This window comes from Jeotgalibacillus salarius (assembly GCF_004405125.1).
Classification (GTDB): domain Bacteria; phylum Bacillota; class Bacilli; order Bacillales; family Jeotgalibacillaceae; genus Jeotgalibacillus; species Jeotgalibacillus salarius.
The window spans coordinates 131,895-145,742 of record NZ_SORX01000005.1; the positions used below are offsets into that span (position 1 = coordinate 131,895).

Consider the following 13,848-nt stretch of genomic DNA (forward strand, 5'->3'; position numbering starts at 1 on the left):
GCAGGTTTTTTCTTTGTGTACAGAACGGGGCTTTTCTTGGCATTATTTTAATGACAATGCTACACTCAATTCACAAATTAAAACGGAAGGTGGTTCATCGCATATGTCTGAGCAGCAAGGCAGACGTGTAATCCCGTTTCCCGGGTTAAAAGACCGGCTGGTTGAGCGTGGATTAGACATGCTGCAGAATCAGGAAAATGTTGAAGCCATCAGCCTTTTAGAGCAAGCGCTTGAAATGGATCAGGAAGATGCAGCAGCAGGTACTTCATTAGCTGTAGCCTATTATGAAAATAATCAGTGGTCTGAATCTGCAGATCTTTGTAAAAAAATGCTTCAGCAGGGGTCAGGGGAATATGACGAACTAATTGAACTTTATGTAATGAATTTAATACAATTAAGAAAGTTTAATGAGATATCCTCATTTATTGAGCCTTTGTTAGAAGAGCATGAATTGCAGCCGGAGAAAGCAGCTCGCCTTAAAAGCCTGATAGACCTGAGTCAGGAGCAAAAAGAAGTAAAGGAAGCAGAAGACGAATCCTTTGAGTCTTTTCAATTACAGAAAGACTTAGAACAGCAAATGATTCAGTCAGCTGCTCTGTCAAAACAGAATATCAGACCGATGAAGGACGATATTATCAGTGAGATTGAGACAGAGCAAACGCATCCTTTTATTAAAACCATGCTTTTAAATATCCTGAGAGAACAGGGCATCACAGATGAAGTGGTGGTGACTAAGTGGGGAACCCAGATTTCAGTAAACCCATCTGAGTTGGTAGAACCATTTGATCAGGACCTGTTTCAAAAAGCTGCAGTGATTATTGGAGAAGAAAATAATCAGCCTCAACTAGCAGAAATTGCGGCAGAACTATTGCAAAAACATGTGTTTTTACTTTATCCTTTCACATGGAGAAGCGGTTCTCATGATTTGATCGCAGATGCGTATTTGCGGCTTGCAAAAGAGTATATGGGTATTGAGAATGCATTTGAAGACTTTGAGCATCAGGATTTTCTTGAAGAAATCAGAAGCCTTGAGAAAGTAGACATGGGCTAATGGTTTGCAGTTGAAAGACAAACCGCGTATGTTATAATAAAATGGTTGTATAATGGGATTCTTAATCGATAAATGAAAGAATCATTGATTTCATGGTCAACATGAAACCATTAACTTAATAGATGTCTTGGAGGGAATTATTTATGTCAGCAAAATGGGAAAAGCAAGAAGGAAACGAAGGCGTATTGACGATTGAAGTAGACGCTGAAACAGTTAATCAGGGATTGGATAGTGCATTCAAAAAGGTAGTTAAACAAATTAACGTACCTGGATTCCGTAAAGGGAAAATGCCTCGCCAAATGTTTGAAAAACGTTTCGGAGTGGAATCACTGTATCAGGATGCTTTAGATGAAATCCTTCCTGAAGCTTATGCGAATGCAGTAGACGAAGCAGGTATCATACCGGTTGATCGTCCTGAAATCGACGTAGAGCAAATGGAAAAAGGTAAAGAGTTAATTTTCACAGCTAAAGTGACTGTTAAGCCAGAAGTTAAACTTGGCGAATACAAAGGACTTGAAGTGGAAAAGCTTGATGCTGAAGTAACTGATGAAGATGTTGATGCAGAGCTTGTTCAACTTCAGGAGCGCCAGGCTGAGCTTGTCGTGAAAGAAGATGCAAAAGTTGAAGATGGAAACACAGTTGTAATCGACTTTGAAGGCTTCGTAGACGGAGAAGCATTCGAAGGCGGTCAAGCTGAAAACTATTCACTTGAAATTGGATCCGGATCATTTATTCCAGGATTTGAAGAACAGTTAATCGGTCTTTCTACTGGAGAAGAAAAAGACGTAGAAGTTTCTTTCCCTGAGGAATACCATGCAGAAGAACTTGCTGGAAAGCCGGCAACATTTAAAGTGAAACTTCATGAAATTAAAGCGAAGGAACTTCCTGAGCTTGATGATGAATTTGCTAAAGATGCAGACGAAGAAGTAGAAACGCTTGCTGAACTTAAAGAAAAAACGAAGAATCGCCTTGTAGAAGAAAAACAAAATGCTGCTGACATGGCTCTTCGTGACTCAGTAGTCGAAAAAGCTTCTGAAAACGCTGAAATTGACATTCCGGAATCAATGGTTAACACTGAAGTTGACCGCATGATGCAGGAATTCGAACAGCGCCTTAGTGGACAGGGAATGAACCTGGATCTTTACTTCCAGTTCAGCGGTCAGGATGAGGAAGCATTACGTGGACAAATGCAGGAAGATGCTGCGAAGCGAGTGCGCACAAACCTTGTACTTGAAGCAATTGCGAATGCTGAAAACATTACTGTAACTGCAGAAGATATTGAATCTGAGCTTAGCAGCATGACTGAGCAATTCAATATGTCTGTAGATCAAATCAAAGCTGCACTTGGTGGATCAACTGAAATTCTTGAAAATGATCTGCGTGTTCAAAAAGCAATTGATTTTCTTGTAGATAACAGCAAGACTGTTGCATAATAATAAGTAAGAGTGAAGCAAGGCGCGATAAAATCGTGCCTTGTTTTATAACATATGAGTGAAGAAATGATTTTTGATCGCGGCTTGAATGATACATACATAATTGTTTATTAGCGAAGCATATCGTAAAAATCGAGTTAGTTCCGTCTAATGGTTCAGTATGGTACAATTTTTTCTACAGAGTTAACTGTTGCTCTAAATCAGAGCGAGAATGATAAAGGGGTGAACGTAATGTTTAAATTTAATGACGAAAAAGGACAGCTGAAATGTTCTTTCTGCGGCAAAACCCAGGAGCAGGTAAGGAAGCTTGTTGCGGGGCCGGGTGTATACATTTGTGATGAGTGCATTGAACTATGTACTGAAATCGTAGAAGAAGAATTAGGTACAGAAGAAGAAGTAGAATTTAAAGATGTACCAAAACCGAAAGAAATTCTCTCTATATTAGGGGATTATGTAATCGGCCAGGAACGTGCGAAGAAGTCTCTTTCAGTAGCCGTTTATAACCATTACAAACGAATTAAATCCAATAGTAAAGTGGATGATGTAGAACTTTCTAAAAGTAATATTTGTCTGATCGGGCCAACTGGTTCAGGTAAAACGCTATTAGCTCAAACACTGGCAAGAATTCTGAATGTGCCATTTGCGATTGCGGATGCTACTTCTCTCACTGAAGCAGGTTACGTAGGTGAAGATGTAGAGAACATTCTGCTCAAACTGATTCAGGCTGCAGACTATGATGTTGAGCGTGCAGAAAAAGGAATCATCTATATTGATGAAATTGACAAAGTTGCGCGTAAGTCTGAAAATCCGTCAATTACTCGTGACGTATCAGGTGAAGGCGTACAGCAGGCACTTCTTAAGATTCTTGAAGGTACAACCGCGAGCGTACCTCCTCAGGGTGGAAGAAAACATCCGCACCAGGAATTCATTCAAATTGACACAACCAACATTTTATTCATTGTTGGAGGTGCGTTTGACGGTGTCGATCAAATTATCAAGCGCCGTCTTGGCCAAAAGGTAATCGGATTTGGATCAGGAGAATCAAAAGGTGACCTGACTGAACGTGAACTGCTTTCCAAGCTTGTTCCTGAAGATCTTCTGAAATTCGGATTAATTCCTGAATTTATCGGCCGTCTTCCTGTTACAGCAACGCTTGAAACGCTTGATGAAGAAGCCTTAATTTCAATTCTGACTCAGCCGAAAAACGCATTAGTAAAACAATATCAGAAAATGCTGGAGCTCGATGATGTTGAACTTGAGTTTGAAGATGAAGCTTTACGTGAAATCTCTAAAAAAGCGATTGAACGTAAAACGGGTGCCCGTGGACTTCGTTCGATTATTGAAAATCTAATGTTGGACGTTATGTTTGACCTTCCTTCCAGAGAAGAAATTAAGAAGTGTATTATTACACCTGGAGCGGTCGCACAGACTGAACGTCCAATTCTTCAACGAGAAGATGGATCTGAAATTAATCTTGATGATGAAGAAAAAACATCTGCTTAAAGTCTAAGACAAAAGCTGGCTCATCATATAGAGCCAGCTTTTTTTCATCTTTTTATTGGATGTTTTGCACAGTGAAAGGGTACAGTATTGTTAAGAACCAAATAACTGAAGTTTATTGATATTACCTGGAGGTGTTACATATGGCTGAACATAAAACACAAACATTGCCATTACTGCCGTTGCGCGGTTTATTAGTATATCCAACGATGGTGCTGCACATTGATGTTGGAAGAGAAAGATCTATACAGGCACTGGAAAAAGCAATGATGGATGATCACATGATTTTCCTGTCTACACAAAAAGATATGGCCATTGATCAGCCGGAAGAGGACGACCTGGCTGAAATGGGTACACTGACAAAAGTAAAACAGATGCTGAAATTACCGAATGGTACAATTCGGGTGTTAGTTGAAGGCATAGAACGGGCAAAAGTAACTTCTTTTGAAGACAATGATCCGTTTTATACTGTTACTGTTGAATCCCTTCCTGACGATCCTGATAAGACGCCTGAATTTGAAGCTTTGATGCGAACGCTGACGGATTACTTTGAACAATACATTGCTTTGTCTAAAAAGGTTTCCAAGGAAACGCTTAATACTGTTATTGACATTGAAGAACCAGGTCGACTCGCAGATATCGTTGCTTCCCACTTACCGCTAAAACTTAAAATGAAGCAGGAGATTCTTAATACGACTGATATAAAGAAAAGGATCACAAGGCTGATTGAAACAATTAATAATGAAAAAGAAGTTTTAAGTCTCGAAAAGAAGATTGGTCAACGTGTAAAGAAATCAATGGAAAGAACGCAAAAAGAATATTATCTTCGTGAACAAATGAAGGCGATTCAAAAAGAACTTGGAGATAAAGATGGAAAAACAGGAGAGATTTCTGATCTTGCGAAAAGAATAAGACAGGCAGAAATGCCGGATTCTATCGAAAAAATAGCACGAAAAGAGCTGGATCGCTATGAAAAAGTACCTGCAACATCAGCTGAGAGCTCTGTCATTCGCAATTATATTGAATGGCTCATCACCGTTCCCTGGTCTCAGTCGACTAAAGATGATTTAAACATTAAGAAAGCTGAAAAGATTCTGGACCGCGATCACTACGGCCTCGAAAAAGTCAAAGAACGCGTGCTGGAATATCTGGCAGTTCAACAGCTGACGAAATCATTGAAGGGACCAATCCTTTGTTTGGCAGGACCTCCCGGTGTAGGTAAAACAAGCCTTGCCCGATCTATTGCTGAGTCTGTAGGGCGTAAATTTGTCCGTGCATCACTTGGTGGTGTAAGAGATGAATCGGAAATCAGGGGGCACAGAAGAACTTATGTAGGTGCGATGCCTGGACGGATTATTCAGGGGATGAAAAAGGCAGGTACTGTAAACCCTGTTTTCCTCCTAGATGAAATTGATAAAATGTCTAATGACTTCAGAGGAGATCCTTCTTCTGCAATGCTTGAAGTATTAGATCCTGAACAGAACAACTCATTCAGTGATCATTTTATTGAAGAACCTTATGATCTTTCTAAAGTAATGTTTATTGCGACGGCCAATAATTTATCTACCATCCCCGGACCACTCCGCGACCGGATGGAGATCATTACGATTGCAGGTTATACAGAGATTGAAAAGATCAATATTGCGAAAAACCACTTGCTTACAAAGCAGATTAAAGAAAATGGATTAACAAAATCGCAAATTCAGGTAAGAGATGAAGCAATTAAAGATATTGTACGCTATCATACCCGTGAAGCCGGTGTGAGAAGCCTGGAACGTCAGCTGGCAACGGTTTGCAGAAAAGCTGCTAAAATGATCGTCGGCGAAGAGAAGAAAAAAGTTGTCGTTACGTCAAAAAGCCTGTCAGACTTTCTTGGTAAGAAAAAGTTCCGATATGGTCAGGCTGAAGCAGAGGATCAAATTGGTGTAGCAACAGGTCTCGCTTATACCACTGTAGGCGGAGATACGTTGCAAATTGAAGTGTCACTTTCTCCGGGTAAAGGCAAACTCGTGTTAACGGGTAAGCTGGGAGATGTCATGAAAGAGTCTGCACAAACTGCTTTATCATTTGTGAGATCCAGAGCTGAGCAGCTAAACCTGGATGAAAATTTTCATGAAAAACAAGATATTCATATCCACGTGCCTGAAGGTGCAGTACCTAAAGATGGTCCATCAGCAGGAATTACAATCGTTACGGCACTTGTATCTGCACTGACAGATCGACCAATAAAAAAAGAAATAGGCATGACTGGTGAAGTAACACTTAGAGGAAGAGTGTTGCCGATCGGTGGTCTTAAAGAAAAGTCGTTAAGTGCACACCGAGCTGGCCTTACGACAATTATTATTCCAAAAGATAATGAGCGCGATATTGATGACATTCCGGAAAGTGTTCGTGCTGAACTGACATTTATACCGGTATCACACGTAGATGAAGTGCTTAAAATTGCACTGGCAGGTGGAAAAGAATGAAAATTACCCAATCAGAAATTGTAATAAGTGCTGTTAAGCCCGAACAATATCCAGAAGGAGGTCTGCCCGAATTTGCACTAGCGGGCAGATCAAATGTCGGTAAGTCCTCCTTTATTAATAAGATGATAAACCGTAAAGCGTTAGCCCGTATCTCTTCAAAGCCCGGCAAAACACAGACGCTGAATTTTTACCTTCTGAACGAACTGCTCTACTTTGTAGACGTACCAGGTTATGGTTATGCAAAAGTATCAAAAACAGAACGTGCGGCATGGGGAAAAATGATCGAAACATACATGACAGACAGAGCGCCTTTAAAAGCCGTCATCATGATCGTCGATTTGCGTCATCCGCCAACCAGGGATGACATCATGATGTATGATTTCCTGAAGCATTTCGATATCCCATGTTTAATCGTTGCCACAAAAGCTGATAAAATTCCAAAAGGTAAATGGCAAAAGCATCTAAGCGTAACGCGCAAAGAACTTGGTATCGAAGAAGGCGATGAGCTCATCATGTTCTCATCAGAAACTGGCCTCGGCAAAGACAACGCGTGGAACTTTATTCAGAAAAAAATGAAAGAGTAATAGATTAGTTATAAAAGAGAAACTCTCTGATTCACTCAGTGCGTTTCTCTTTTTATTTGTTTAAATTACTTCCGAGTTCTACTAAATATTTATTATGCACAGCGACGATCGTAGTGGAAGGCGGCGACTCCAGAGCGATAAGTGGGACAGCTAAGACCCCACAGGCGAAGCCGAGGAGGCTTAGCGACCACCGCTCGGAAAGCGTCCGCCTGAAGCGGAGATCGATCGCCAAAGTTATAGCACGAATTAATTATCAGGTTTATAAATGACTAAAGTAGTGAATCATTATATTATTAAAACGTTTTCATAGAAGATTCTGATATTGAGCGGAAGTGTTGAAAACGCCCGGGTGGTTTGGTAACCTTAGTTCAGATGAAAACGATATACAGTTGTGCGAACTGGTAGTAATCAGTAACTGTGTAGTCAGTTTCAAGGCTTGTTCACATTTACCAATAGGACATGTTACATAACATGTTATAATAGTAGTAATGATTAATTCGTGGGGGTGTCATTCAGCACATGCACATTATAGTGGTAGGTTTGAATTACAAAACGGCCCCTGTAGAGATGAGAGAGCGTCTTTCTTTCCAGGAAGCGGATCTAAGTAAAGCTATGACGGAGCTCCAGTCCCGTAAGAGTATTCTGGAGAACGTCATCGTTTCGACATGTAACCGTACTGAGATTTACGCAGTAGTAGATCAGCTTCACACAGGTCGTTATTATATAAAACAATTTTTGGCTGACTGGTTTAATCTTGATAAAGAGGAATTCAGTCCATATCTATTTATTTATGAAAAAGACGGTGCGATGGAACACTTGTTTAAAGTCAGCTGCGGTCTCGACTCAATGATTGTAGGCGAAACACAAATCCTTGGACAGGTTCGTAAAAGCTTCTTTACAGGTCAGGAAAATGGTACGACCGGTACCGTTTTTAATGAGCTTTTTAAGCAGGCTGTTACACTGGCGAAAAAAGCACATTCTGAAACTGACATTGCATCTAATGCAGTATCAGTATCCTATGCTGCAGTAGAACTAGCTAAAAAGATTTTTGGAGACTTAAATAAAAAACATGTTTTGATTCTTGGTGCCGGAAAAATGGGTGAACTGGCAATCCAGAATCTTCAGGGCAGTGGTGCAACGAAAGTGACTGTCATTAATCGCACATTTGAAAAAGCTTCTGCGCTGGCAGACAAGTTTTCAGGTAACGCAAAACACTTAAGAGAACTTCAATGCGCCTTAATCGAAGCAGATATTCTGATCACTTCAACTGGAGCCCAGGAAGCGCTGATCAGTAAAGAAATGATGACGGATGTTGAAAGAATGCGAAAAGGCCGTCCATTTTTCATGGTGGATATTGCAGTGCCAAGAGATCTTGATCCTGCAATTAACGAACTTGATAATGTATTTTTATATGATATTGATGATTTAGAAGGGATCGTCCAGGCGAACCTTGAAGAACGCAAACAGGCTGCTGAAGAAATCGGTCTGATGGTAGAAGAGTCCATTGTTGCTTTTAAAGAATGGCTTAATATGCTGGGAGTCGTTCCAGTTATTTCAGAACTCCGTGAAAAAGCGCTGGCTATTCAGGCTGATACAATGGAAAGCATTGAACGTAAAATGCCAAGTCTTACAGATCGTGAACGGAAAGTGTTGAACAAGCATACAAAGAGCATCATTAATCAGTTATTAAAAGATCCGATTTTGCAGGCGAAAGAGCTGGCAGCACTGCCAGATGGAGATGAAAAACTTGAGCTGTTCAAGCAGATCTTCAACTTGAAACAGGAAGCAGAACATCATGAAGTTGAAACTGCAAAATCAGAAACTCTACAGCCACAGCTTTCACTGCAAAGTTAATTTGGAGGATGAAACATGTTTGAACTGTCAATGACACGGCTGCATGAAGTAATGATTATCCTCTATGCAATCAGCGTGCTCTTATATTTTATGGATTATTTACAAAAAGACCAGAAGGCGAATCGCGTTGCCTTCTGGCTTTTATCAATTGTTTGGGTTCTTCAAACAATTTTTTTATTTCTGTATATGTTCAGAACGGGAAGATTTCCAGTTCTGACCTTGTTTGAAGGAATCTATTTTTATGCCTGGGTGCTAGTAACACTATCATTAGCTTTAAACCGTTTAATGAGAGTGGACTTTACCGTTTTTTTTGTCAACGTAATCGGCTTTACATTTATGGCCATACATACATTCGCCCCGGTACAGGCCAGTACTGAAGCAGCAGCCGAGAGACTGATGTCTGAACTGCTGCTTGTCCATATTACAATGGCGATTGTGTCATATGCGGCATTTTCCATATCGGTTGTCTTCTCAATTCTTTATTTGCTTCAGTACAGATTATTGAAGCAAAAAAAGTGGGGACAAAAAATTCAGCGTATCACAGACCTTGCTAAGCTGGAAAAAGGTTCAGTGATTTTAAATAGTATAGGTTTCCCGATGCTCCTTTTAAGTTTGATTTTAGGCGTACAGTGGGCTGTCGTTTCATTACCTACCGTCCTATGGTATGACATTAAAATCTCAGGATCATTTTTACTGTTAGCGATATATGGTGTGTTTTTATACAGAAGGTTTGGAAAAGGGCAGTCCGGAAAATCACTCGCTTTGTTCAACACTGTAGCTTTTGGCTGTCTGCTAATCAATTTCCTGCTGGGTAGCAGGTTGTCATCATTTCATTTTTGGTCAGTCTGAGCTTGAATTAATTATTACTGGAGGCATTTTAACCATGAGAAAAATTATTGTAGGATCACGCAGAAGTAAACTGGCAATTACGCAGACTAAATGGGTCATTGAAAAATTAAAAGAACTTGATCCGGGTACTGAATTTGAGATAAAAGAAATTGTCACAAAAGGTGACCAGATTCAAAACGTGAAACTTTCTAAAGTTGGTGGAAAAGGGCTGTTCGTAAAAGAAATTGAGCAGGCGATGATCGACGGTGACATTGACATGGCTGTTCACAGTATGAAAGATATGCCGGCTGAGTTACCTGAGGGACTGATCATAGGAAGTATTCCGGAGCGTGAGGATCCAAGAGATGCGCTTATTTCAAAAAACAAACAAACGCTGGCTGAGCTGCCGGCAGGTGCAATTGTCGGTACTAGCAGTCTGCGTCGTGGTGCCCAGGTACTTGCTGCACGCCCTGATCTTAAAGTTGAATGGATCAGAGGAAACATTGATACGCGTCTGAAGAAACTTGAGACTGAAAATTTCGATGCTATTATTCTTGCAGCAGCTGGTCTTTCAAGAATGGGATGGTCTAAAGACGTTGTATCTGAATTCCTTTCACCAGAGGATTGTCTTCCTGCAATCGGACAGGGAGCCTTAGCGATTGAGTGCAGAGATAATGATACTGAGCTGAGAGAACTGTTAGGTCGCTTCAGCGATCAGGAAACAACGTTAACGGTTACTGCTGAACGTACTTTCCTTCACAAGATGGAGGGCGGATGCCAGGTTCCGATCGCAGGTTATGCAACTCAGATTGAAGATGGTGTGTCATTAACGGTGTTAGTCGCTTCGCCGGATGGCAAAACTGTTTATAAAGAAGTAGTGAATGGAAATGACCCTGTTGAAGTTGGACTTGAAGCAGCAGGAATTCTGACAGAGCAAGGTGCAAAAACGTTAATTGACCAGGTAAAAGAAGAACAGGAAGGTCAGTGAAATGACTGCCCTTAACGGCAGAAAGATCGCCTTAACGAGAGATGAGTTTTCATCCGAAACCGGCAGAATACTTGTTGAAAAAATGGGTGGGATACCAATTGTATCTCCGATGATTCAGATTGAACCCTCCGGTATTGAACTTGATGCGTGTAAAGTTAATCAACTTAAAGAATGCGAGTGGATCATTTTCACGAGTAAGAACGGCGTTCAGTATTTCTATGAACTTATACAGGATGCCCGGAGAGAACATTTAACGGTCAATAAAAAGATAGGTGCGGTTGGCAAAAAAACAGCTGAAGCTTTAAGCAAAGCAGGTGTGAAAGTCGATTATATTCCACCTTTCTTTTCGGCCGCAAGTTTCGCTGAAGATTTTAAAGAAAATATAGATGGTCCTGTGCTTTTTCCTCAGGGGAATTTGTCCCGTGGTGAAATTGCAAAGTTTTTAACTGCACGAGGAAATCATTGTTTTGAATGGACTGTCTATCAGAATGTTATTCCTGAAATGACCTCAGAAATGATATTCAGTTTGAAGCAGTCAGATACAATTACGTTTTTCTCACCATCTGCTGTTGAAAATTTTTATGAGGCAGTCTGTGATGATCATGAATTTATTGATCAGATAAAAATAGGCAGCTATCAGATTGCGAGCATAGGCCCTACAACGACCCATGCTTTGCAGGAAAAAGGTCTGCCTGTACATATCCAACCTTCAGAATATACAATTGAAGCGATGATGCTTGAAATTGTGGCGTCCCTGAGATAAGCAAATAAATGAAACATTGAAGCGTTAAATAGAAGCAGGAGGGTTTATTGATGAAAGAACTGGAATTTGATCGGCACCGCAGATTGAGAGGTTCTGATGCCTTACGCGCAATGGTCCGGGAAACATGGCTTAGAACTGAAGATTTTATTTACCCGCTTTTTGTTGTCGAAGGTGAAAATATTCATCGTGAAGTACCTTCTATGCCAGGAGTATTCCACGTATCACTTGATGGCGTGATGAATGAAATTAATGAATGTATAGAACTTGGAATAAAATCTATTATACTGTTCGGTGTTCCTAAAGATAAAGATTCTCACGGAAGTCAGGCGTATGCTGAAGAAGGGATTGTTCAGCAGGCGACCAGACTGATTAAAAAAGAAGCACCAGAGATGGTTGTCATCGCAGATACATGTTTATGCCAATATACAGACCACGGACACTGCGGCATCGTTGAAAATGGCAAGGTTCTAAATGACCCGACTCTTGACTTACTTGCTAAAACAGCTGTCAGCCAGGCAAAAGCTGGAGCAGATATCATTGCGCCATCAAATATGATGGATGGTTTTGTAACAGCAATCCGCTACGGATTAGATGAAGCGGGCTTTCATGATGTGCCAATTATGAGTTATGCTGTTAAATACTCTTCAAGCTTTTACGGCCCGTTCAGAGACGCAGCACACAGCTCACCTCAGTTTGGTGATCGTAAAACGTATCAGATGGATCCGGCTAACCGTCTTGAAGCACTCAGAGAAGCAGACTCTGATGTGAATGAAGGTGCAGACTTTTTAATTGTAAAACCTGCGCTTTCTTACCTGGATATCATGAGAGAAGTGAAGGACCGTCATGCTTTACCGATTGTTGCTTATAACGTAAGCGGAGAATATTCGATGATTAAGGCAGCTGCAGCGAATGGCTGGATTAATGAACAGGAAGTTATTCTTGAAAAACTGACAAGCATGAAGCGTGCAGGTGCAGACTTAATCATCACTTACCACGCAAAAGAAGCAGCACGGTGGATTAAAGAGCAATAAGAAGGGAGCGGTAACATGCGTTCATATGAAAAGTCTCAAGAAGCATTCAAAATAGCCTCGGAACTAATGCCAGGAGGCGTTAACAGCCCGGTTCGCGCATTTAAATCCGTGAACATGGATCCAATTTTTATGGAAAAAGGTAAAGGGTCAAAAATCTATGACATTGATGGTAATGAGTATATTGACTACGTACTGTCATGGGGACCTTTAATTCTTGGTCACGCTGATGATCATGTAATTGATGAAATTAAGAAAACAGCTGAAAGCGGAACAAGCTTTGGAGCGCCAAGCCTTGCTGAGAACAAATTAGCTGAGCTTGTGATCGAGCGGGTGCCGTCTATTGAAAAAGTAAGAATGGTGTCTTCAGGAACAGAAGCGACAATGAGTGCGCTGCGTCTTGCACGCGGATTCACGGGAAGAGACAAAATCGTTAAGTTTGAAGGCTGCTATCATGGACACGGAGACAGCCTTTTGATCAAAGCGGGTTCAGGCGTTGCAACATTGGGCCTTCCTGATTCACCCGGCGTACCTGCAAGTGTCGCTCAGAATACAATAACAGTTCCGTTTAATGATTTTGAATCGATTCAATATGTATTTAAAGAGTACGGGAGTGAAATTGCTGGTGTCATTGTAGAACCCGTAGCTGGAAATATGGGTGTTGTGCCACCAGTTGAAGGTTTTCTTGAAGAGTTAAAAAGCTTAACGGAAGAACACGGTTCACTGCTCATTTTTGATGAAGTCATGACCGGTTTCCGTGTTGGTTACAATTGTGCACAAGGTCATCTGGGCGTAACGCCGGATCTTACATGCCTTGGAAAAGTAATTGGTGGAGGTCTGCCAGTCGGTGCATTTGGCGGACGTAAAGATATCATGGAGCACATTGCACCTGCAGGTCCAATTTATCAGGCTGGAACACTTTCGGGTAACCCGCTTGCAATGGCTGCAGGATATGCGACTCTCTCACAGCTTACAGAAGACAGCTACAAGCATTTCATTAAAGCTGGTGATCAACTTGAAGCAGGCTTTACTGAACTTGCTGAAAGATACAATATTCCGCATTCAGTTAACCGTGCCGGTTCAATGCTGGGCTTTTTCTTTACAAATGAAAAAGTGACAGACTTTGATAAGGCTAAAACGTCAGACTTAGAGCTGTTCGGTGAATTTTACAGGCTGATGGCCGAAAATGGCGTCTTTTTACCACCTTCACAATTCGAAGGCTGGTTCCTGTCAACGGTGCATTCTGACGAAGACATTGAACGCACGCTTAAAGCTGTGGAAGCGTCATTTAAAGAAATTGCATCTAAAAGATAAATCCTGCCAGCCCGGTATCATGATCGGGCTGGTTTTT

General features: G+C 41.1%; 11 protein-coding genes. All 11 read left to right on the plus strand.

The features are described from left to right. Positions 1-103 precede the first annotated feature (103 nt). The 11 genes from E2626_RS10020 (at position 104) to hemL (ending at position 13,811) form a co-directional block, all read left to right on the plus strand. The gene (locus E2626_RS10020) at positions 104-1,051 is read left to right on the plus strand and encodes a tetratricopeptide repeat protein (RefSeq protein ID WP_134381615.1); all 948 of its coding nucleotides are present in this window, start codon (positions 104-106) and stop codon (positions 1,049-1,051) included. A gap of 143 nt (positions 1,052-1,194) precedes the next feature. Beyond that, positions 1,195-2,484, plus strand: coding sequence for a trigger factor (gene tig, locus E2626_RS10025; RefSeq protein ID WP_134381616.1), 1,290 nt, complete (start codon positions 1,195-1,197; stop codon positions 2,482-2,484). 231 nt (positions 2,485-2,715) lie between these two features. Then, on the plus strand, positions 2,716-3,987 hold the full coding sequence (clpX, locus tag E2626_RS10030) for an ATP-dependent protease ATP-binding subunit ClpX (RefSeq protein ID WP_134381617.1): 1,272 nt from the start codon (positions 2,716-2,718) through the stop codon (positions 3,985-3,987). Between the two features lie 140 nt (positions 3,988-4,127). After that, entirely contained in the window at positions 4,128-6,452 is a 2,325-nt protein-coding gene (gene lon / locus E2626_RS10035) for an endopeptidase La (RefSeq protein WP_134381618.1), read from the plus strand. Beyond that, positions 6,449-7,036, plus strand: a complete 588-nt coding sequence (yihA, locus tag E2626_RS10040) for a ribosome biogenesis GTP-binding protein YihA/YsxC (RefSeq protein WP_134381619.1) — start codon at positions 6,449-6,451, stop codon at positions 7,034-7,036. Before lon ends, yihA begins: the two co-directional genes overlap by 4 nt. A gap of 519 nt (positions 7,037-7,555) precedes the next feature. Beyond that, the gene (gene hemA, locus E2626_RS10045; protein WP_134381620.1) at positions 7,556-8,890 is read left to right on the plus strand and encodes a glutamyl-tRNA reductase; all 1,335 of its coding nucleotides are present in this window, start codon (positions 7,556-7,558) and stop codon (positions 8,888-8,890) included. A gap of 15 nt (positions 8,891-8,905) precedes the next feature. Then, a complete protein-coding gene (locus E2626_RS10050; protein WP_134381621.1) occupies positions 8,906-9,739 on the plus strand; it encodes a cytochrome c biogenesis protein in 834 nt (277 codons plus the stop codon). Between the two features lie 34 nt (positions 9,740-9,773). Beyond that, positions 9,774-10,706 (plus strand): hydroxymethylbilane synthase, encoded by a 933-nt coding sequence (hemC, locus tag E2626_RS10055; protein ID WP_134381622.1) that lies wholly within the window; start codon positions 9,774-9,776, stop codon positions 10,704-10,706. A 1-nt stretch (position 10,707) separates the two neighbouring features. Beyond that, positions 10,708-11,469 carry a uroporphyrinogen-III synthase gene (locus E2626_RS10060; protein ID WP_134381623.1) on the plus strand — a complete coding sequence of 254 codons (762 nt, stop codon included), beginning with the start codon at positions 10,708-10,710 and terminating at the stop codon, positions 11,467-11,469. Positions 11,470-11,519: 50 nt separating this feature from the next. Then, the gene (gene hemB, locus E2626_RS10065; RefSeq protein WP_134381624.1) at positions 11,520-12,500 is read left to right on the plus strand and encodes a porphobilinogen synthase; all 981 of its coding nucleotides are present in this window, start codon (positions 11,520-11,522) and stop codon (positions 12,498-12,500) included. A 15-nt stretch (positions 12,501-12,515) separates the two neighbouring features. Next, positions 12,516-13,811: a glutamate-1-semialdehyde 2,1-aminomutase gene (gene hemL, locus E2626_RS10070; RefSeq protein ID WP_134381625.1), complete on the plus strand. Its 1,296-nt coding sequence runs from the start codon at positions 12,516-12,518 to the stop codon at positions 13,809-13,811. Positions 13,812-13,848: the final 37 nt, after the last annotated feature.

Excerpts from the sequence above, each read along its gene's own strand:
- hemB (WP_134381624.1), top strand. The coding sequence starts at position 11,520 with ATGAAAGAACTGGAATTTGATCGGCACCGCAGATTGAGAGGTTCTGAT.
- E2626_RS10060 (WP_134381623.1), top strand. The coding sequence starts at position 10,708 with ATGACTGCCCTTAACGGCAGAAAGATCGCCTTAACGAGAGATGAGTTT.
- hemL (WP_134381625.1), top strand. The coding sequence starts at position 12,516 with ATGCGTTCATATGAAAAGTCTCAAGAAGCATTCAAAATAGCCTCGGAA.
- E2626_RS10020 (WP_134381615.1), top strand. The coding sequence starts at position 104 with ATGTCTGAGCAGCAAGGCAGACGTGTAATCCCGTTTCCCGGGTTAAAA.
- hemA (WP_134381620.1), top strand. The coding sequence starts at position 7,556 with ATGCACATTATAGTGGTAGGTTTGAATTACAAAACGGCCCCTGTAGAG.
- yihA (WP_134381619.1), top strand. The coding sequence starts at position 6,449 with ATGAAAATTACCCAATCAGAAATTGTAATAAGTGCTGTTAAGCCCGAA.
- lon (WP_134381618.1), top strand. The coding sequence starts at position 4,128 with ATGGCTGAACATAAAACACAAACATTGCCATTACTGCCGTTGCGCGGT.
- tig (WP_134381616.1), top strand. The coding sequence starts at position 1,195 with ATGTCAGCAAAATGGGAAAAGCAAGAAGGAAACGAAGGCGTATTGACG.
- E2626_RS10050 (WP_134381621.1), top strand. The coding sequence starts at position 8,906 with ATGTTTGAACTGTCAATGACACGGCTGCATGAAGTAATGATTATCCTC.
- hemC (WP_134381622.1), top strand. The coding sequence starts at position 9,774 with ATGAGAAAAATTATTGTAGGATCACGCAGAAGTAAACTGGCAATTACG.
- clpX (WP_134381617.1), top strand. The coding sequence starts at position 2,716 with ATGTTTAAATTTAATGACGAAAAAGGACAGCTGAAATGTTCTTTCTGC.